The sequence below is a fragment of the Peribacillus frigoritolerans genome, from assembly GCF_030676415.1.
GTDB classification, from domain to species: Bacteria; Bacillota; Bacilli; order Bacillales; family DSM-1321; genus Peribacillus; species Peribacillus frigoritolerans_A.
Genome location: NZ_JAUUTW010000011.1, coordinates 116,191 through 135,835, shown reverse-complemented (window position 1 = coordinate 135,835; position 19,645 = coordinate 116,191). Strand labels below are relative to the sequence as shown.

The 19,645-nt window shown below is 39.9% G+C and carries 24 protein-coding genes, 2 pseudogenes and 2 riboswitches; of the genes and pseudogenes, 12 read left to right on the top strand and 14 right to left on the bottom strand.

What is annotated here, in order from left to right; translation table 11 throughout:
- Positions 1-273: 273 nt before the first annotated feature.
- Positions 274-1,059, top strand: coding sequence for a serine hydrolase (locus tag Q8G36_RS12975; RefSeq protein ID WP_305163045.1), 786 nt, complete (start codon positions 274-276; stop codon positions 1,057-1,059).
- A gap of 111 nt (positions 1,060-1,170) precedes the next feature.
- Positions 1,171-1,761: a YdcF family protein gene (locus tag Q8G36_RS12970; RefSeq protein ID WP_305163049.1), complete on the top strand. Its 591-nt coding sequence runs from the start codon at positions 1,171-1,173 to the stop codon at positions 1,759-1,761.
- A 50-nt stretch (positions 1,762-1,811) separates the two neighbouring features.
- Here the strand turns inward: Q8G36_RS12970 and Q8G36_RS12965 are convergent, their stop codons facing one another.
- A complete protein-coding gene (locus tag Q8G36_RS12965; protein WP_305163044.1) occupies positions 1,812-2,072 on the bottom strand; it encodes a hypothetical protein in 261 nt (86 codons plus the stop codon).
- Between the two features lie 277 nt (positions 2,073-2,349).
- On the opposite strand from Q8G36_RS12965, the gene cspC reads away from it, so the two are divergent.
- Complete coding sequence (gene cspC / locus Q8G36_RS12960) at positions 2,350-2,550, top strand: cold shock protein CspC (RefSeq protein ID WP_010331195.1); 201 nt, start codon at positions 2,350-2,352, stop codon at positions 2,548-2,550.
- A gap of 125 nt (positions 2,551-2,675) precedes the next feature.
- On the opposite strand, the gene Q8G36_RS12955 is transcribed toward cspC, so the two are convergent.
- Entirely contained in the window at positions 2,676-2,843 is a 168-nt protein-coding gene (locus tag Q8G36_RS12955; RefSeq protein ID WP_164855016.1) for a hypothetical protein, read from the bottom strand.
- Between the two features lie 177 nt (positions 2,844-3,020).
- Here Q8G36_RS12955 and Q8G36_RS12950 point away from each other — a divergent pair.
- A pseudogene (locus Q8G36_RS12950) lies at positions 3,021-3,353 on the top strand (T7SS effector LXG polymorphic toxin); the annotation flags it as partial.
- 184 nt (positions 3,354-3,537) lie between these two features.
- A pseudogene (locus tag Q8G36_RS12945) lies at positions 3,538-3,753 on the top strand (tyrosine-type recombinase/integrase); the annotation flags it as partial.
- 58 nt (positions 3,754-3,811) lie between these two features.
- On the opposite strand, the gene Q8G36_RS12940 reads toward Q8G36_RS12945, so the two are convergent.
- Positions 3,812-5,044 (bottom strand): aminopeptidase, encoded by a 1,233-nt coding sequence (locus Q8G36_RS12940; protein ID WP_305163043.1) that lies wholly within the window; start codon positions 5,042-5,044, stop codon positions 3,812-3,814.
- 295 nt (positions 5,045-5,339) lie between these two features.
- Positions 5,340-6,827, bottom strand: coding sequence for an aldehyde dehydrogenase family protein (locus tag Q8G36_RS12935; RefSeq protein WP_305163042.1), 1,488 nt, complete (start codon positions 6,825-6,827; stop codon positions 5,340-5,342).
- A 271-nt stretch (positions 6,828-7,098) separates the two neighbouring features.
- On the opposite strand from Q8G36_RS12935, the gene Q8G36_RS12930 reads away from it, so the two are divergent.
- The gene (locus tag Q8G36_RS12930; protein WP_305163040.1) at positions 7,099-8,304 is read left to right on the top strand and encodes an MFS transporter; all 1,206 of its coding nucleotides are present in this window, start codon (positions 7,099-7,101) and stop codon (positions 8,302-8,304) included.
- A 39-nt stretch (positions 8,305-8,343) separates the two neighbouring features.
- Here the strand turns inward: Q8G36_RS12930 and thiE are convergent, their stop codons facing one another.
- Genes thiE through tenA form a run of 5 tightly spaced genes read right to left on the bottom strand, consistent with a single transcriptional unit; the run spans position 8,344 to position 11,769 of the window.
- Positions 8,344-8,976 (bottom strand): thiamine phosphate synthase, encoded by a 633-nt coding sequence (gene thiE / locus Q8G36_RS12925; protein WP_305163039.1) that lies wholly within the window; start codon positions 8,974-8,976, stop codon positions 8,344-8,346.
- Complete coding sequence (thiM, locus tag Q8G36_RS12920; protein ID WP_305163037.1) at positions 8,957-9,772, bottom strand: hydroxyethylthiazole kinase; 816 nt, start codon at positions 9,770-9,772, stop codon at positions 8,957-8,959. The genes thiE and thiM overlap by 20 nt, the downstream gene beginning before the upstream one ends.
- Position 9,773: 1 nt before the next feature.
- Positions 9,774-10,574 carry a bifunctional hydroxymethylpyrimidine kinase/phosphomethylpyrimidine kinase gene (thiD, locus tag Q8G36_RS12915; protein ID WP_305163035.1) on the bottom strand — a complete coding sequence of 267 codons (801 nt, stop codon included), beginning with the start codon at positions 10,572-10,574 and terminating at the stop codon, positions 9,774-9,776.
- The gene (thiW, locus tag Q8G36_RS12910) at positions 10,543-11,064 is read right to left on the bottom strand and encodes an energy coupling factor transporter S component ThiW (RefSeq protein WP_305163048.1); all 522 of its coding nucleotides are present in this window, start codon (positions 11,062-11,064) and stop codon (positions 10,543-10,545) included. The genes thiD and thiW overlap by 32 nt, the downstream gene beginning before the upstream one ends.
- 15 nt (positions 11,065-11,079) lie before the next feature.
- Positions 11,080-11,769: a thiaminase II gene (tenA, locus tag Q8G36_RS12905; RefSeq protein ID WP_305163034.1), complete on the bottom strand. Its 690-nt coding sequence runs from the start codon at positions 11,767-11,769 to the stop codon at positions 11,080-11,082.
- Positions 11,770-11,858: 89 nt separating this feature from the next.
- Positions 11,859-11,963, bottom strand: a riboswitch (TPP riboswitch).
- Between the two features lie 158 nt (positions 11,964-12,121).
- Positions 12,122-12,226, top strand: a riboswitch (SAM riboswitch).
- 175 nt (positions 12,227-12,401) lie between these two features.
- On the opposite strand from tenA, the gene Q8G36_RS12900 reads away from it, so the two are divergent.
- Both Q8G36_RS12900 and Q8G36_RS12895 read left to right on the top strand, forming a co-directional pair.
- Positions 12,402-12,590 carry a Fur-regulated basic protein FbpA gene (locus Q8G36_RS12900; protein ID WP_034314291.1) on the top strand — a complete coding sequence of 63 codons (189 nt, stop codon included), beginning with the start codon at positions 12,402-12,404 and terminating at the stop codon, positions 12,588-12,590.
- A gap of 254 nt (positions 12,591-12,844) precedes the next feature.
- The gene (locus Q8G36_RS12895; protein WP_305163033.1) at positions 12,845-13,039 is read left to right on the top strand and encodes an aspartyl-phosphate phosphatase Spo0E family protein; all 195 of its coding nucleotides are present in this window, start codon (positions 12,845-12,847) and stop codon (positions 13,037-13,039) included.
- Positions 13,040-13,107: 68 nt separating this feature from the next.
- Here the strand turns inward: Q8G36_RS12895 and Q8G36_RS12890 are convergent, their stop codons facing one another.
- Positions 13,108-13,614 carry a GNAT family N-acetyltransferase gene (locus Q8G36_RS12890; RefSeq protein WP_305163032.1) on the bottom strand — a complete coding sequence of 169 codons (507 nt, stop codon included), beginning with the start codon at positions 13,612-13,614 and terminating at the stop codon, positions 13,108-13,110.
- 220 nt (positions 13,615-13,834) lie between these two features.
- Between Q8G36_RS12890 and Q8G36_RS12885 the strand changes: the two genes are divergently transcribed.
- Positions 13,835-14,536, top strand: coding sequence for a GDSL-type esterase/lipase family protein (locus Q8G36_RS12885; RefSeq protein WP_305163031.1), 702 nt, complete (start codon positions 13,835-13,837; stop codon positions 14,534-14,536).
- Between the two features lie 50 nt (positions 14,537-14,586).
- Here the strand turns inward: Q8G36_RS12885 and Q8G36_RS12880 are convergent, their stop codons facing one another.
- Together Q8G36_RS12880 and Q8G36_RS12875 are read right to left on the bottom strand one after the other, a co-directional pair.
- A complete protein-coding gene (locus Q8G36_RS12880; RefSeq protein ID WP_305163030.1) occupies positions 14,587-15,297 on the bottom strand; it encodes an ABC transporter ATP-binding protein in 711 nt (236 codons plus the stop codon).
- A gap of 38 nt (positions 15,298-15,335) precedes the next feature.
- A complete protein-coding gene (locus Q8G36_RS12875; RefSeq protein WP_305163029.1) occupies positions 15,336-15,575 on the bottom strand; it encodes a hypothetical protein in 240 nt (79 codons plus the stop codon).
- A 284-nt stretch (positions 15,576-15,859) separates the two neighbouring features.
- On the opposite strand from Q8G36_RS12875, the gene Q8G36_RS12870 reads away from it, so the two are divergent.
- From Q8G36_RS12870 to Q8G36_RS12860, 3 genes are all read left to right on the top strand, one after another.
- The gene (locus Q8G36_RS12870; protein ID WP_336622965.1) at positions 15,860-16,243 is read left to right on the top strand and encodes a DinB family protein; all 384 of its coding nucleotides are present in this window, start codon (positions 15,860-15,862) and stop codon (positions 16,241-16,243) included.
- Between the two features lie 75 nt (positions 16,244-16,318).
- Positions 16,319-16,858 carry a M15 family metallopeptidase gene (locus Q8G36_RS12865; RefSeq protein WP_370694144.1) on the top strand — a complete coding sequence of 180 codons (540 nt, stop codon included), beginning with the start codon at positions 16,319-16,321 and terminating at the stop codon, positions 16,856-16,858.
- 131 nt (positions 16,859-16,989) lie between these two features.
- A complete protein-coding gene (locus Q8G36_RS12860) occupies positions 16,990-17,532 on the top strand; it encodes an acyl-CoA thioesterase (protein WP_305163028.1) in 543 nt (180 codons plus the stop codon).
- Between the two features lie 295 nt (positions 17,533-17,827).
- On the opposite strand, the gene Q8G36_RS12855 is transcribed toward Q8G36_RS12860, so the two are convergent.
- Positions 17,828-18,490, bottom strand: coding sequence for a transposase (locus Q8G36_RS12855; RefSeq protein ID WP_305275071.1), 663 nt, complete (start codon positions 18,488-18,490; stop codon positions 17,828-17,830).
- 340 nt (positions 18,491-18,830) lie between these two features.
- Positions 18,831-19,466 carry a Bax inhibitor-1/YccA family protein gene (locus tag Q8G36_RS12850; protein ID WP_305161273.1) on the bottom strand — a complete coding sequence of 212 codons (636 nt, stop codon included), beginning with the start codon at positions 19,464-19,466 and terminating at the stop codon, positions 18,831-18,833.
- Positions 19,467-19,645: the final 179 nt, after the last annotated feature.

Sequence of the window (19,645 nt, the reverse complement as noted above, 5' to 3'; positions counted from 1 at the left end):
GATTTATAGGATTTTTTCCCTTCTAAGTACTCTAAAACTGCATTTGATTTTTCGTCTATCGTATATTTAGTCAAAAAAACTGCACCTCCAATTGTTAGATGTTGTCTAACAATTGGGGTGCAGTTCAATATGAAGGCTCTTTTTCTATACAAAAATTCATTCAATTGGAATTTAGAAGAAGATTGTACTGCATTTAACATGGTAGAATAAGTTAAGGTATAAGGGAGTTTTTATAGGGGTTTAAATGATATCTAAGGGAGGAACAGGGAATAGATGACCTTACAAACTATAGAACATGATATCTTAGCATTAGTTGAAACATTTAGTGGGAAAATCGCATATAAAATTGAAAATGGCTTTGGGGATACGATTGGATATCATGAGGATGAATCCTTTCAATCAGCGAGTTTAATTAAAATACCAATGATCATCGAAGGTTATCGTCAAAGTGAACAAAAGAAAATCTATCTGAATCAACCAGTGACCATCCCTCCTAATGAAGTGACTGGGGGATCTGGGGTCCTGCATGTCTTATCGAATAAGGTATTTTTAACCGTAGAGGATTTATTGACTTTGATGATAACTGTTTCCGACAATACATCCACGAATATGATGATGAACTTGTTGGGGTTTGAAGAAATTAATCAATGCATCAAGGAACTTGGTTTGAAAAATACCGTCCTTGAACGAAAAATGCAGGATTTTAAGGCATTAAAAGAAGGGCGGGACAATACGATATCTGCGGAAGATACGATTACCTGCTTAAAAGCCATACATACAGGAAACTTTTTAATGAAAGAAAGCCAGGAAAAAATATTGCGAGTATTTGACAATCAGCAATTAAGGGATAAACTTCCATCACTGATGGGCAGAGGGGTCAAGGTCGCAAGCAAAACGGGCGGAATTCGTGGAGTTGTCCATGATTGTGCAATCATTCGGTCAGAAACAGAAACTGTTTATGCTGCAGTTCTTACTGAAGATATGAAATCAGAGGAAGAAAGCCGTCAAGTAATCAGTAAAATTGGAAAGTTGATATATGATGATATGGTCGCAGAATAAACTGTCCGTTTGAATATTTTTGGAAGAGCGGGAAGTCCTTCATGATTTCCCGTTCTTCGATCTTAGTTATATGGGGGATAGTGGGAAAGAATGTTAAATAATGAAAGGGAAATGAAGCGGGGAAAAACATGGGCGGTGAAATTTAGTCTAATAAGTTTTGTTGTGTTATTGGGGTATTTTGGCTTTTTACACATGAAAATTCAAGAAAGCATTCACCAGCAAATTCCGGAAAATGCCGATTACCTCATTATTCTTGGAGCAAGGGTCAAAGGTTCGGTTCCATCTTTATCCTTACAATACCGGATTGATAAAGCTGCAGAATATTTATCGGCGAACAAACAAACAGTGGTGATTGTATCTGGCGGCAAAGGGCCGGGAGAAGATATATCGGAAGCAAAAGCAATGCAACAGGGGCTAATCGCCCAGGGAATTGAAGAAGCACGCATCATGATGGAAGACAAATCTACAACAACTCATGAAAATATTGTTTTCTCTAAAGAACTCATTCCTGATACAGCAGCTTCGGGATTGATTGTAAGTAATGACTTTCATATCTACCGGGCAGTTGAAATAGCAAAAAAAGAAGGCTTGGACATGAAGGGAGTACCGGCAAAAACACCAAAAGTGTCACTGCTGAAATCATATACCCGTGAATATCTTGCTATTACCAAATATTATTTGACAGAGTTGATTGGGAGGTAACATCCAGTGGCTTAACTCGATTTCTCCTAAAGATGGGGAGGGTGCTTTCTTTATTCGACTTCCACGACAACATTAGGAACTTCCCGAAAATCTTTCTCTTGATATAGCTCCTTAAGTGTCTTATAAACGGGATAACCGGTATAGGAAATCTCGACTTGTTCATCAGCATCCACTTCTTCCACATCTATATCATCAACAAAACCAAGTTGATCATCGATTTCCATTAAATAAAACCCGAGTGCCTCATACCCGCTATAGGCTACAATGACTTTACTGTCAAACCCGCTATTAGATACCTTGTAATATTTCATGATTGACCTCCTTTTTGATTATTCTTGGTACTGTTTCTTATTACTCTGATATACCCATTAATTACTATCTGAATCATTAAATTGATAATGAAGAAAATGGGAAGGCGAAAAGAATATGAAGCCTGTCTTTAAAATATCATCGGATAATTTGCTATCTTCATCATTTCATGTTAATCTAATAAAGAATTGTTTTTGATTGTGGAAGAGGATACTGATTATTTTCCAAATGATTAAAAATAGTAATACAATGTGTGTTATGCACTAGGAGGCAACAACAATGGAACAAGGTACAGTTAAATGGTTTAATGCAGAAAAAGGTTTTGGATTTATCGAACGTGAAAACGGAGACGACGTATTCGTACATTTCTCAGCTATCCAAAGCGAAGGCTTCAAATCTTTAGACGAAGGTCAAAAAGTAACTTTCGACGTTGAGCAAGGTGCTCGTGGAGCTCAAGCTGCTAACGTTCAAAAAGCTTAATTTTAAAATTAAATCGTAACCGATATGAACAGACTTCCTCGATGGGAGTCTGTTTTTTATTGTGCTAAAATATGAACGCAAAAAAAATCCCACTCTGAACTGAGTAGGGTTTTAGTGACTTGTCATTATGCTTTTTTTAATTCTTCTTCAAAGAAAAAAGTAGTTGGATGTTCTTTAACAGTATAAGAATATCTCTTCATGTTTTTTACATATGCCCATTTATTAATGGTTACTGATTCATTAGTATCCTGAATAGTTACTGTTTCACCAGTATTATACTTATTGCTTTTCAATTTAGCCACCCTCTTTACTAATAGTATAACATATTTGGCAATAAAAAATGTGTTCAAGATATTCCAATGATACATTACGTTTAAAAAATAAGAATATGTGTATCGCCCTGAGCCCGATTAGTTTGAATGATATTAAGAGAAAGTTAAAAGGTGATGTTTTAAAATTATACTAGTGATGTTACATTGGACGCTAATAGAGTGATATCAAGTGTATCTGATATTGTTGGGTTAAACTCTTTAGATGATACAGAATTTAATAATCAAGTCTTAAAAGCAAAAAGTTCTGTTCTTCAGACAGTTAATCAATTAGAAGAGTTCGATCAACAAAATAGTTCATCTTTAAGTGAAGTAATGAGTGATCTACAACTATTAGCCAACTATGTAAATGAAATAGATTCTAAAATAGGCAGTAGTCATGGAAGTTTGGAGAATTTTAGTTCTCAACAACTTTTAGCTAGTTCGTCTCATTCATTATTAATTTCAAGCATAAAAACTTCACCCTTTAAGTAAATGTGGTTCTTAAAGATCTTGTCATAGAGTAATTCGGACAAGGTCTTTTAATATTGAGTAACTTCTATTAGTAGTCAAGGTGAAAATAATGAAAAAGAGGAAATAATCGGCGGTACAATCTCCCTAACAAGATTCAGGATTAGGGTTTTGAGGTTAAATGATGATGTTGAAAACTTAGGCGATAAAGTTAGGGTTACCTACAATCCGTTTTCATAATTTAAGACATACACATGTAACGATGCTAATCAAACAAAATGTCAATGTAAAGGTCATATCGGAGCGGGTTGGACATACATTCATTCAAATTACGCTAGACAACAAGTGTAGCCACGTGCTTCCTAGTATGCAGAAACACGTGGCTGATGAACTTGATAATTTGATAAAAACTAATGAAATGTGACCAATTCTGTGACCACTCAAGGTTTTAGACCTTAAAACCTTCTGTATCAACGCTTTCCTTAAAACGCCCAATCCCCATTACGGAAGACAGGTTCTGAAGTGCCGTCCTGTTTGATGCCATCGATATTCATTTTCTCTGATCCAATCATGAAATCGACATGTGTAAGGCTTTCATTCAGTCCATTTTCTGCAAGCTCTTCTGGACTTATGTTTTTTCCGCCTTCAATACAGAAAGCATAAGAGCTGCCGATAGCGAGATGGTTTGATGCATTTTCATCGAATAATGTGTTGAAGAATAAAACATTCGATTGGGAAATCGGTGAGTTGAATGGAACAAGTGCCACTTCACCAAGGTAGTGTGAACCTTCATCCGTTTCAACCAATTGTTTTAGGATTTCTTCTCCTTCCTCTGCTTTTACTTCAATGATCCGTCCTTCCTTAAAGGTCACGGAAAAATTATTGATGATGTTGCCGCCGTAACTAAGTGGTTTCGTACTGGAAACCGTACCGTTAACGCCTGTTTTCAATGGAACTGTAAACACTTCTTCGGTTGGCATGTTAGCCATGAATTCATGACCCTGTACGTTAACGCTTCCCGCTCCGACCCAAAGATGTTTGTCGGGTAACTCGATTGTCAAGTCGGTACCAGGAGCCGTGTAATGCAATTTTTGGTAATGCTTATCATTTAAATAATCAACTTTTTCATGCAGGGTATCATCGTGTTTTTTCCAGGCCTCTACAGGATCCTTCACATCAACACGAACTGCTTTGAAAATGGCTTCCCATAGCAGATCAACGCGTTTACCTTCTGCTTCTTCAGGGAATACTTTATCAGCCCAAGCCTTTGAAGGGACGGCAACTATGGACCAGCTCACTTTATCGGATTGCATATACTGACGCCACTTCTTCAGAGCAGTCCCGGATGCCTTTTGGAAGTTGGCAATCCTTTCAGGCTTTACACCTTTTAATAAGTCAGGGCTGGAGGAGATGACGGATAGATAGGCAGCTCCGTTTTCTGCAAGTTCGATCGTTTCTTCTGCGCGCCATTTTGGATACTCGTGGAACACCTCGTCCGGAGCCAGTTCATATTTGGTACGTGAAACGATATCGTCATTCCAATTAACGATGACATTGCGCGCACCGTTCTCATATGCCTTTTTTACAATGAGACGCACAAGGTCAGCGCCCTCTAATGTTGTGTTTACGACCAAGGTTTGGTCTTTCTGGATGTTTACGCCGACTTTTACGGCAAGTTCTGCATATTTTTCTAAATTCGTTAGAAAATCACTCATCATTTTAAATCTCCTTTTCCATTTTCTACATTTATAATTGTACTTATTGTTCTATAAAAAAGAAACTTTTTACACTGATGTGAAAATTAATAGTATACGAAGGAGTTCATTTGCAATATAAGTTCGCTCAGGCTCCAGCAGCTATTTTGTCTATCTTGCATTTTACCAAAACTAAAGAAGGAAAGACCATTGAAAAGGTTTGAATAGTTGAATAATTCAAGAATTCTGTACAGTGAATCAATGGACTGAAAGAAAGAGGGCCTCTTTGAGACCCTCTTTCTTAATAGTCAAAAAATCACTTGCCCAAATTAATCCAGACGCTTTTCACTTCAGAATAGTTGTCCAGTGCATAAGATCCCATTTCACGTCCGATTCCGGATTGTTTGTAGCCGCCGAACGGGGAAGCTGCGTCGAACGCGTTATAACAATTCACCCATACTGTACCGGCACGGAGTTTTCCTGCAACATAATGGGCATTGGCTATATCGCTTGTCCATAAGCCGGCAGCCAATCCATATTCACTGGCATTTGCACGGTTAATGACATCATCTAAATCCTCGAATGGCATTGCCGCTATGACGGGTCCGAAAATCTCTTCTTTGGCAATCGTCATATCCTCTTCAACACCGGCGAATATAGTAGGAGAAACAAAGTAGCCTTGTTCACCCGGCTTATTTCCGCCGACAAGAACTTCCGCACCCTCGTTTTTCCCTTTTTCAATATAACCCATTACCCGATTTTGCTGCTCCTCGGAAACAAGCGGTCCAATTTGTGTACTTGGATCCAGACCTATCCCTTGTTTGATGTTTTTTGCATGGCTGGCCATATCGGCAACAACATTATCATATTGTTTCTTTTGAATATAAACCCTTGAACCGGCACAGCATACCTGCCCTTGGTTAAACATGACCCCATTCAAAGCTCCAGGGATGGCTTTTGAGAAATCCGCATCAGGCAGGATGATGTTTGGCGATTTCCCACCAAGTTCCAATGTGACCCGTTTCAATGAATATGAAGCGGAGCGCATGATCAATTTTCCAACTTCGGTCGAACCGGTAAATGCAATTTTATTTACTTGCGGATGGTCGACAAGTGCTTGTCCGGCGGTTTCACCAAAACCGGGAACGATATTGACGACACCATCAGGGAAACCGGCTTCAGCCAATAATTCAGCCAGGTAAAGCGCGGAAAGCGGTGTTTGCTCAGCAGGCTTTAATATGACCGTACACCCTGTAGCAAGTGCCGCTCCCAGTTTCCACATCGCCATAAGAAGCGGGAAGTTCCATGGGATGATTTGGCCGACAACACCAACAGCCTCGTGTTTCGTGTAGTTAAAGTAATTTCCGCTTACCGGAATGGTCTGTCCAACAATCTTGGTGGACCAGCCAGCAAAATATCTCATATGTTCTATAGCTAAAGGAATGTCGGCATTGGTAGTTTCACTGATTGGTTTACCATTATCCAACGTTTCTAATTGAGCAAGTTCAGTTTTATTTTCTTCCATTAAATCAGCTAGTTTATACATAAGTCTACTGCGTGCAGCTGCGCTCATTCTTGACCAAGGCCCCTCATCGAATGCTTTGCGTGCAGCTTTGACGGCTAAGTCGATATCTTCTTTATCAGCTTCATAAACATCGGCAAGTTTTTGTCCTGTAGCAGGATTAGGAGTGGAGAAGGTTTTTTTTGAAGCACTTTCTACAAACTGACCATTAATATAGAGCTTTTTTGGTCCTGTTAAAAATTTTTGCAGCTTTCCACTTACTTCTAACGTTAGATTTGTCATAATTACCCTCCTGAATTAAATGATTATCTTGGGCAAAACATGATGACTTATTGTTAACGCTATGATTTATGCCAATTTTTATGATAAATGAAAAAAAGGGAATATTCAATCTATATCATTCGACAGAATATCCAAGATTTCTTCATCATTTTAAAAATGAAGTATTTTTTTGTCATGACATGTGTAATTACTATAGAAAAAATGCAAGTTAATAGTTAAAATGAATTAGGATAAAATAACAAGAAGGTCTAAAGTCATTCAGGAGGAATATATGGGAAATAATGCGAAAACGATATCGCAGCGTAAGTTACTTGGTGTTGCGGGTCTTGGATGGATGTTCGATGCACTTGATGTCGGTATGCTTTCTTTCATCATTGTTGCATTAAAACAGGATTGGAACTTAACCAGTGAGCAGGTTGGCTGGATTGGGAGCATAAACTCTATAGGAATGGCTGTTGGAGCCGTATTCTTTGGTGCGATGGCCGACAGGGTCGGACGGAAGAATGTCTTTATCATTACATTATTATTGTTTTCGATCGCAAGTGGCCTGTCTGCAGCGGTCAGTACACTCAGCTTGTTTTTGATATTGCGATTTTTGATTGGAATGGGACTTGGAGGAGAACTTCCGGTTGCCTCGACATTGGTCTCTGAGAGTGTTGAAGCAAGTAAAAGGGGAAGGGTCGTCGTCCTTCTTGAAAGTTTTTGGGCGGTTGGCTGGATTTTGGCAGCACTCATTTCCTATTTCATCATACCGGCTTATGGTTGGCGGGTTGCATTATTATTGAGCGCCGCACCCGCTTTATATGCTCTGTATCTGCGCTTGAAACTGCCGGATTCACCGAAGTATACGGAACTTGAAAAAAAGCAGAGACCATCTGTATTAAGCAATATGAAAAGTGTCTGGAAAAAGGAATACTCCCGTCAGACCCTTGTATTGTGGATTCTATGGTTTTGCGTGGTCTTTTCTTATTATGGGATGTTTTTATGGCTGCCAAGTGTGATGGTCCTAAAAGGCTTCAGCATGATTCAAAGCTTTGAATATGTTTTGATCATGACTCTTGCACAGCTTCCGGGCTATTTTTCAGCTGCATGGCTGATAGAGAAGATGGGACGTAAATTCGTTTTGATTACATACTTAATTGGAACGGCCGCCAGTGCCTTTTTCTTTGGATCGGCAGAGGGGCTCGCATTGCTGATAGTTTCCGGGATGTTCCTATCTTTCTTCAACCTAGGGGCATGGGGTGCACTTTATGCGTATACACCTGAGCAGTATCCAACAGCAGTTCGTGGTACAGGTGCTGGGTTAGCTGCAGGGATCGGCAGGATTGGCGGTGTCCTGGGACCGTTGCTTGTAGGGTATTTAGTTGCTGCCGGCACCCCGATTTCATCGATTTTCACCCTATTTACAATCGCTATTCTAGTGGGGGCCGTTGCCGTAGCTTTTGGGAAGGAAACTAAGAATACCGTTTTGACATAAACAAAAGGAAGGGGACTGTATTCAGTCCCCTTCTTTTGTTTATTTAAAGTTTTTTATTATTTTTAAAAGGGATTCGGAAGCAGTTTTCGGACTATCTGCATTCATGATGGCCGATACGACTGCGGTACCGGATAGCCCGCTATTAGAAAGAGCGGTAATGTTATCGGCAGTGATACCCCCGATGGCTACGGCAGGAATTGATACGCTTCGGCAAATTTCCTCCAGATCCCCAATGGCCATTAGGGTTGCATCTTGTTTGGTCTTAGTAGGGAAAACGGAACCGACTCCGATATAATCTGCTCCATTTCGTTCGGCTTCGAGAGCTTCTTCAAGAGTGGAGACAGATACACCGACAATCATATCTTCAGGAACCATTTGTTTGACGACAGGCAGTGGAAGGTCATCTTGCCCAATATGAATTCCGTCCGCTGCAACAGCAAGTGCAATATCCACCCGGTCATTGATGATAAGGGGAATGGACAGCTCGTTCAATAACTGTTTTAATGCAGAAGCTTTTTTATAAAAGGAAAGGGAGGAATTGTTTTTCTCCCTAAGTTGTACGATCGAGACTCCTCCTGAAACTGATTCTGCAATGATTTTGGTCAATTCTTCTAATGCTATGGACTCTTCCGTAACTAAATATAGGCTTAAATCAATTTGGGACTTCTTCATTTATTTTCACCTCATGCATCCAGATTTCCTTATCCATTCTTGATATTGCATCGATTAATCGCACACGAAACGTTCCTGTTCCTTCATCTTTTTGAAGGTTTGCAGCAGCCAGTTCCCCTGAAATGCTCATGGTTGAAATACCGGCAACTGCCGCAGAATAGAAATCATCGGTGACTCCGGAGAAAGTGCCAATAAGAGCAGTGGACATGCAACCGGTACCTGTAACATTAGTTAATAGGAGGTTCCCGTTATTGATGATGGACGTATGTTTTCCATCGCTGACCGCATCCTTCGCTCCGCTGACCACGACGATACTATTCAATTTTTTTGCCGCTCGAGCAGCCAGCTCTGCATTGCTAATCGCAAGTTCCCCCGAATCCACCCCGCGTGTAACGGTATCCCCACCCATCAATGAAAGGATCTCACTCGCATTTCCGCGAATGATCTGGAAAGTAACCTTACTTAGGAGCTCTTTGACTTGCTCTGTACGATAGGAGGTGGCACCAACTCCCACCGGGTCCAAGATGACCGGGATATCCAGGGCATTTGCCGTCTTACCGGCAATCTCCATTGCTTCCAAGGCTGTATCATCAATCGTACCGAAATTCAGGACCAATGCATCTGCTAATTTGACCATTTCCGCCACTTCTCTTGGACTCGATGTCATTACTGGTGAACCACCGATGGCAAGGGTGGCATTTGCACAGTCGTTGACCGTAACAAAGTTGGTGATTTGGTGAACGAGTGGTTTTCTTTCTCTTACCTTCACGAATAAATCGGCTGCAGAAACCTTCAAATTAAGTCACTCCGTTCTTTTTTGAATAGGAATGAAAATGATGGACAGGTCCATGACCTTTACCGATTGAAAAGCTATTGCGTATCGCTTCAGAAATATAGATCTTGGCCTGTTCGATCGACTCTTGCAATGGCAGTCCATTTGCCAGGTTTGATGTAATGGCGGATGATAGGGTACAGCCCGTACCATGAGTGTTTTTTGTATGAATCCGTTCTCCCTTGATCCAGTGGAAGTCAGTCCCATCATAAAAAAGATCATTTGGATTTCCTGCTGCATGGCCGCCTTTAAGTAAAACGGCTTTTGGACCCATTTCTTGCATCGAAATGCATGCCTTGTAGAAATCTTGTTTCGTCCGAATCGACAAGCCAGTAAGTACTTCCGCTTCCGGTACATTTGGGGTTACAAGTGTTGCAAGCGGAAGCAAATCCATTTTTAAGGCAGAGACAGCTTTTTCGTCGAGCAAATGGTGGCCGCTTTTGGAAATCATGACAGGGTCAAGGATAACGATGGCAGGCATGAAGGTTTTAAGGGACGCAGCAACTGTTTCCACTATTCCTTTTGATCCAAGCATGCCTATTTTTACTGCATCAACAGGAATATCTTCAAAGATAGCTGCAATTTGATCCGATATGATTGCTGTTTCAATTGGCTGTACTGAACGGACTTCCATTGTATTTTGTGCGGTTACGGCAGTGATGGCAGACATTCCAAAGACCCCATGGGCAGAAAATGTTTTTAAATCCGCTTGTATTCCAGCACCGCCCCCTGAATCAGAGCCTGCGATGGTTAATGCTGTTTTCATAAAAAAACCCCTTCATATAATTATTTTTTAGAAGTATTTTAAGTAATATGAAAGCTAAAATCGCACCCGCGAATGAACTGAGCATAAAAGCCGGTAAAAAACCAAAAAGAGCAGCTTTTTCTCCCAATAGGAGGATGGCAAGTGGATAACAGGCTAGGGAACCGAGAATGCCGGTCCCAATCACTTCCCCTAAACAAGCGAATTTTAAGCTTTGTGTTTTTCGATAAAGGATGGCAGCCAAAAGTGCACCGATCATGCTTCCGGGAAAGGCGAAAATTGAACCGGTACCAGACATGTTTCTAATGATGGAAACTAAAAAAGCTTGTGTCACAGCATAAGCAGGCCCTAATAGAATAGCTGTCAGGACATTTGCCAGATGCTGAATAGGAAAGATCTTTGCAAATCCTGCAGGGATGAAAATAAATGAACTGGTCAGCGTCGTTATAGCCGTGATCATGGCAGTCAACGTAAGTTTCTTGATAGGGTTCATCATCATGTCAACGACCTACAGCGGCCAATCCTGCTCATTATGAACCATATCCCAGAATAAATATTCATATCGGGAAGTAACCAAAAAGTGCTTTTCTAATCTAAGTAGTTCCTTTTCTGGCATGCCTTCCGTCAATTCTTCCAACAAAGCGATCAGCCACTTGTGTGCTTCCCCGAATTCAGGAGATGAATAGGACCTTATCCAATCTGCGTAGCGATTGTTTTCCAATGCTGCTCCATTTTGTTCTTTTAATAGCAAACCGATTTCATAATAATCCCAAGCGCAGGGCAGGAGACAGGCGATCAAGTCTGCCAAAGTCCCATGCTGAGCTGCATTTAGCATGTAACATGTATAGGCTAGAGTGGTTGGAGTAGGTTCTGTTTCTTCCAATTCCTTGGAACTGATTCCGAATTCAGAAGCATAATGCCGATGAATATCCATTTCCACTTGAAGGGTTTCATTTAAAATACTCGCAAACTTTGCCATGGTTTGGATGTTATGAGCTTTGATGACACCTAAAGCAAAGAGCTTGGAATAATCCATGAGATAGATATAGTCCTGCTTCAGGTAATAGGCAAATTTCTTTTCAGGAAGCGTACCGTTTCCAATTGCCTGGACAAAGGGATGTGAATGGTTCCTTTTCCAAATCTCTTTTGCCCGTGCATGTAGTCTATCACTGAATGTTTCTAATTTAGTATTCTCCATTGTTCATCCTCCTTTAGAATGGATCCCCTTGTTAATAAAAAAACCCGTTCCTGAATACGGAACGGGGTAGATGGATATGGTCTGTAAATGGACGATATCATCCACTTCCCTCCGCCGGTATGAGCCGGTTCAGGTTCAAAGGGTCCGGAACTAATTCCATCTCAGTCTTAAAAAAGACTCCCCTAGTGGTGTGAATGGTATGTAATTACTGACATCATATCAGAAAGACAAGAAAATGCAACCCGTATTTGAAAGAGGGATCGCTTTATGTGCAGGAAAAAAGGGAGATCCAGGTAATTGACTTTTGATGATTATTAGGATAGAATCATTTCTACATCATTTATATATCGAATTCTTATCCAGAGAGGTGGAGGGACTTGGCCCAAAGAAACCTCGGCAGCGGACCCGTTTTGGGAACTGTGCTAAATCCAACAAGCATATGCTTGGAAGATAAGAAGAGCCGTACGGACACTGTCAGCCTCTTCTTGAATTAGAAGGGGCTTTTATTTTTGGGAAATAACGTTTAGTGACATACTAGAAAAGGTATATATAATTTGGTGAAATCAAACAAGTTGATAAAGTTTAGCTAACTAGAAGCAGGCTCTAGGAAGACTAGGAAAGGAGCCATTTATATGGCAGAATTATTTAAGAGGATTGAACAGAGGAAGGCAAAACTCATTGAAGAGCTATTGGCCAATGGAGTATACAAAACCTCTGATGAAAGGCACCTTTATGATGCCCCATTAAAAGTACTTGAAGATGAATATAAGATTGTTATAAATAGACCTAATAACGAGTCACCTTCTGAATGGATGACATAGTAAGCGATATACTATATTTTGGGTTTTTGGATAAGGGATATGATGTAAGCATTCGCAGTCTACACTAGTGGATGCTTTTTTTTGCGTTTAATAGAAAACGACACGAAATATACATAATTAAATAAAGAAATAGGTGTTTTGTCACATTTGACCAATAAAATAACACATTTTATTTCTGGAAAATAGTTGATTTTAACTAGTGTTTTCATTATGATGAAAGTGTAAAAATATTGAATAAATGGGAGGTGACTATAATGCCTTGCCGTAAGGTAACTATAAAAAAAGTAGAAGAAAAGAGACAGGAAATGATAAAGTTGGGAGCGATTTACGGCTTAACAAGTCTGCTAACTGTTCAAGCCAGTCAAGAATTGGATACGCTATTAAATGCGTTAGCAAGTAAAAGGGATTCTGAATATTTTTCCCTCCAGAAAGCATATAGGTATTTTTAAATTAGCCAATTCGACCTCGATTAATCTGAAAAAGCTACTGCTCAAGGCAATAGCTCTAAAGAATTATATTAAATATCGACACGTTTACCAAGAATGATCAAATCCCGCTCAATGCCATCCAGCTCTGCAACTTGAGGTAAATGTGCCCATTCTTCAAACCCGAATTTGGAAAAAAGCTTTAGGCTTGGTGTATTGTGGGCGAAAATGAAACCCAATAGAGTCTTAACACCTAATTTTGGACTCAATTCAATTGCCTTTTGAATCGAAATTTGTCCGATTCCTTTTCCCCGGAAATAATCATCAATATAAATGCTGATTTCGGCAGTGGAATCATATGCCGGTCGGCCATAGAAAGATTGAAAGCTCATCCATCCAGCAGTTTTCCCTTCTATAGTAATGATGTATAGCGGTCGACTTTCTGAATGATGTTCCTCAAACCATTTAACCCTCGATTGGACGGATACAGGTTCCGTATCTGCCGTGACCATTCTTGAAGCAATTGTCGAATTATATATTTCAACAATTCTGGGTAGATCAGATAGTTCTGCCTCTCTAAACCCTATGTGCTCTTCCATGATTTAAACTCCTAACTATCACTTATTCAATCTCCAGAATGAAGGGTACCCCGTTTTTTGTTGAAGGGACGGTATATGACACCCAATCCATTGAAAGTTTTTATATTATCATACACTCTTTACTCTTTATCTGACAATTCTTTTTTTATGTTAAGACTGCAGGTTTTTTGGGTATGTAAGAGATTAAATACTTCTAGTAAAAAGACAAGAGGAGAACCTAATGAAAAAATTGGCAGGTTTATTGATTATAGTACTAGTTATATGTTTTGCTGCATATGAATTTCAGTCCACGCAGTCGGAAGATGTGCAAAGGGTGATGGCTTTTGGGGATTCATTAACTTATGGAAAAGGGGATAAGGGTGGGGAAGGATATATAGAAGGCCTTGAGGATGAATTGAATAATCCGCAATCGGAACAAAAAGTGAGTTTTTGGAATTACGGTATAAAAGGCCAGGAAACGGATGGGGTGATGAAACAGCTTGATGATAACCGCATTAAAACGAAACTTGATGAAGCCGATACTTTCATCGTTTATATTGGAACGAATGACTTGATCAATAGTAACGGAGGGGACTTGGAGAAAATAAGTGACCGAAAAATCAATGAGGGTAAACGGGAGTATATCAGCCATCTGAAAAAGATTACCTCAACACTGATAGAGGCAAACGATAAAGCGGATATTCTGGTTGTAGGACTATATAACCCAATTAAAAACAATCAAAAACTTGAAAAGCAAATTCGCGATTATAACCAGTCGATAAAGGGAATAGCGGATAAAGATAAAAGGATGTTATTCATTCCTACGAATGATCTTTTTGAAGATAAAAAGAAAAAGGAGTATTTCAGTGATAAGTTACATCCGAATGAAAAAGGGTATCAACTCATTGCGAATCGGGTTTTGGAAAGTTATGATTTCAAATGAAAGCAAAAATGCACAGGAAGGTTTTCTGTGCATTTTTGCCTGCTAAGTCGCTAGGAATTTGATAGGGCTTTTAGTTGGGGGAACTGCAAGTCATGGAGCTGCTTGTATCTGCCGTTGTTTTGCAATAACTGTTCATGTGTTCCTTTTTCATGAACCTGCCCTTTTTCCAGAACGATAATTTGATCGGCATCATGAATGGTTGATAAACGATGTGCAATGACTATTGAAGTGCGGTTTATCAATAAACGTGACAATGCTTCCTGGATCAAATGTTCGGATTCTGTATCCAAGGCCGCCGTTGCTTCATCGAGAATGATGATTTGCGGATTTTTCAAAAGTGCCCTGGCAATGGCAATTCGCTGTTTTTGTCCGCCTGAGAGCTTGACTCCGCGCTCTCCAATTTGAGAATCATAACCATCAGGAAAGGCACTGATAAAGTCATGCGCATTTGCCGCTTTGGCGGATTCGATGATTTCATCATCTGTAGCATCAAGTTTGCCATACAAGATGTTATCACGGATGGAACCGTTGAATAAAATGATATCCTGGGAAACAATTCCTATTTGTCCCCGTAATGATTTCAGTGACACATCTTTGACATCATTGGTCAACCGGGACATTAAGTCTCCGGTACGGTTTTTATCAAAGAATTTCATATCCAGTGTTTGAATATGGTCATACATGCTATTCCGTATATCCATAATAGCCGTTTGACCGACCTTGGAAACGATATAGCTGTTAAAGTAGTTCAGTAAAGCCAATAAGATGGCAGCACAAAGGATTCCTGCGCCAATCCAGATTAACGAGTCATATTTTTTTCGGGAATGATTTTATCAATCGTAAACTGCGTCAACTGGGGGATGGAGAACTCAAGCAATGAAATGAAAAGCATGATACATAAAACCAAAGTGCTAAACTTCCATTTGGATGGGACCCGATTGAACATTTGTTTGAGCATCAACCATATGCTTCCTTTTGAGGGTATTGCATGCATGGCACTGCGGCCTTTGTGGCTGAATGGAATATGTCCTCCACTCATAGCGATCACTCCTATTTAGACTATCCTTGATGAATTTTCCCTTTATGATTATCATAGAGCTTTTCAAAAAATAGAAACTTTTAATCGGTTCGTTTCTGTCAAAAAGTATTATTATTTTACACTTTCCTATAGGACATGGAATAATTAAAGGAGATTAGCGAGGCTTTTAAGAGGAGATGCTAAAAATGAATGAAAATGAAAAAATCAGGGAAGAACTTTTAAATGCGGTCAACGGACTATTGGATGAACAGCTGAACGGCCATCCTGAAACAGGATGATGGAGCATCATCCAGGTTTTGGATCATTTATATTTAATGGAGAGGGCCATAACAAAGAGCATTTCCGATAAATTGAAAAGCGATGATAGCATTCCTTCTGTGGATAAACCGATCGAGCTTACTTTAAATCGTGAAGTGAAGGTCCAGGCCCCGCCATTTGTCATTCCTTCAGAATCATACCAAACTTTGAATGAAGTTAAGGATAAGTTGTCCGAATCCCGAAAGGCTTTTGTACAGGTCGTTGACCATGCAAAGGAAATTGATCTCGAACAAAAGTCTTTTCCACATCCTTTGTTTAAAGATTTAAGCCTGAAGCAATGGATACCGTTTGTGGGACTACATGAAAAACGGCATTTATTGCAAATTGAAGTATTGAAAGCAAAGATATAATAGAAGAAAAACTCATCCGTCTTTGGTTGAGTTTTTCACTTTCAGACAGATAATCGTAAAGGAAGGATTTTTTCAGTGAAAGCCACTTGGGTAAGGACATGTTTTGTATTGGGCTTTTTCGGATTGTTGCTGGGGCTCTTGTTCAAGTATATGCTTCCGCCTGATCTAGATGAAATCGAACTGACTGACGAGCTGAATCCAATCGTCGCCGAAAAAAAAGACGAGCTCATTCAACAGGCTAATGACAAAGGCATCCCGGTAATCATTACGGCAGGGTTCCGGTCTTTAGCTGAGCAAAATGAACTCTATGAAAAGGGCCGATCAGGCTCGGGGAACATCGTAACGAATGCAAGAGGTGGCGAGTCGCTGCATAATTTCGGTTTGGCGATAGATTTTGCCCTCCTTAACAAACAAGGCGAGGCCATTTGGGATATGCGTTATGACGGCAACGATAATGGAAAGTCAGATTGGATGGAAGTCGTAACCATCGCTAAAGGGTTAGGCTTTGATTGGGGAGGGGATTGGGCAGGGTTCAAGGATTATCCGCATTTACAAATGACATTTGACTTGAGTCTGCGTGAGCTGCAACAAGGCAAGCGGCCAAAAGGGCATTGAAAGTGGGTGGCTTCATTATAAGCCGCATAATTTTGACTAAAAGCAGGAAAATAAGCATGTGAATTGCTTTACAGGTAAGAATTCGATAAAGTGAACTAGTGAGAAATCAGACATAAAGGAGTGCAGTCACCATGGAAGAAATAAAAAATTGCCGGGACTCTTTGGTCATAAAAACAAGCCTTGTCCTCCCGCCGGATACAAATAATATTGGTACGATGTTCGGAGGGAAATTAATGGCATACATTGATGATGTAGCGGCTATATCAGCCATGCGTCATGCGCGAAGCAACGTCGTTACGGCATCAACTGATTCTGTCGATTTCTTGCACCCTATTCACGAAGGAAATGCAGTTTGCCTTGAAAGCTTCGTGACTTATACGGGCAGAACATCAATGGAAATCATCGTAAAGGTGATTGCAGAGGATTTAGTTACAGGAGATCGGAATTTATGCGTCATTTCTTTCTTGACATTTGTTGCCATTAATGAAGAAGGTAAACCAATTCCGGTTCCGCGTTTGGTTCCTGAAACAGAGATGGAAATGAATTTAAATGAATCAGCAAAACAACGGGCCCAAATAAGGAAAAAAAGAAGGGAAGATACACAGTTCATTGCAAGTACTTTCGGTGTGAAACTGCCATGGGCCGATCAATCAAATCCAGGATTATATAAATAAGATACGCATCCCTTCAGCCGTTCTTATTAATGATTGAGGCCAAATACATTGTGATTTGGTCTTTTATTCATCAACAGGGGTTTTGGGAAAATCAGTACTCTCATGAATAGGGTTCTTTCAGCGATGATATTATCCGTATGGGAATGAAATGTAAAAAGACGCTTGGATAAGTCCAAGCCGTCTCAGTTTGTAGACAAAAGGGGTTCGGAATTAAAAAATTCCGAACCCCTTTTGAAATTCCCTATTAAAAATTTTGACCAAAGGTTAAGAGATTTGGGCTCTTCGAGCCACTATGTTAAGCCATTTTAGGACCTTGCCATGTCCACGTGGCCATCTTCTTTAAATTAATGGCAGCGAAAGTAAGCATCGCTTGCATCGACAATTTTTTAAGTCCCCTTAAAGTAGTCCAACGCATACCATGCTTTTCTTTTGCATCTGCGAATACACGCTCAATCGTTTCTTTACGAACGATTTTCTTTTCAAATTTCCGTTTATTCGCACTGGCTTTCACATGTGTGGAATCCACGAAAACGTGTTCAGCACTTATTAACTTTTTATTAGCAGCTGTCATTAAAATGCGATAGAAAATCTGTTCAAACAGGTCTGTATCTTTAAAGCGTCGCTCATAATTTTTCCCGAACGTAGAGAAATGAGGTACTTTATCATGGAAACCATAGCCTAAGAACCAACGGTAAGCCATATTGGTTTCAACTTCTTCAATCGTTTTACGCATGGAACGAATACCGAAGGTATATTGAATGAAAGTCAGTTTAACTAAAATAACTGGATCAATACTTGGGCGTCCTACCTCTGAATACATATCTTTCACCAAGTCATAAATGAAAGTGAAGTCAATGGCAGCCTCCATTTTACGAACCAAATGGTTCGGTGGCACCAGTTGATCTAAAGTAATCATTTCAAGTTGATCTCGCTGAATAGAATCATGTTTAGAAAGCATCCTCATCACCTCAAGTTTTAATCCTTCTATTTTAAAACAAAAATGACTCCAGGCAAAAGTGTTCTATCTAAAAGGTAAGACAAAGTTGATTGGAACGGAAGGTACGAGACTCCTGCGGGAAAAGCGCGTCTAGGGGAGACCCCGCAGGCGAAAGCCGAGGAGGCTCCCCGACCGCCCGCGGAAAGCGAGTGCCTGGAGTGGAAATCAACGTCCAAATTGTACAAGCCATAAAAATAGACAAACTCGATTTTCATCGAGTTTGTCTACAGTCTGAGACGCTTGGATAAGTCCAAGCGTTTTTCTTATGTTATATCTTGTAAGATTTGATTCTATTTGCCTTTTAGTCATCGCTTGCTAAAATACCAAAGAAGCGCAAGATGTTAATGAATAGGTTAATGAAATCAAGATATAGATTCAAGGCCATGAGCGGTACTTCTTCGGCTGTTACCCCGTAATGCTTCATTCGATTGAAATCATATAAAATATAACCACTGAAAACTAAAATCCCAATAAAGGAAAAGACCAGCATGGCTGTAGAGCTTAATGGAGAGAAAATGTTGAAAATGCTAATGACCACTAAAGCTAGCAAGGCCGCAAATAACATTCCTCCCAAGAAAGAAAGGTCCCTTTTGGTGGTTGTAGCATAAACCGCCAGTCCTCCAAATACGACTGTCGTCGTAACACCTGCCAAGATCACCACATTTGCCCCTGCAGCTGCTAGGTAATGTGCAATGATCGGATAGGTCGTAATTCCTGAAATCAATGTGAAACTATACAAAAATGTGTAACCGATGGCTTTTTTCCTCCGCAATATGAATGCTCCAATCAACATGGCGATCTCTAGTATCGCTAAAGGAAGAAACAAGGATGGCGGAACAAAAGTGCCGAGAGCCATCCCTAAAACGGAAACAGCAAGTGATAAAGCGAACGTCCGCATGACGGACGGCATATATGTTTGTACAGTTTGTGAATACATTCAATCACCTCATCATTTATTTTCTACGTTTTCTACGAATCTGTTTTAAAAAGGTTTCATTGCATTTAATGAAAATTAGGTGTTTTTTTTAAAGTATTGAAATATATATGAAGTAATTACCTTTTTTATGATATTCTTACAAATATACTAACTTTTCTGAAATATTAAAATAATTAACT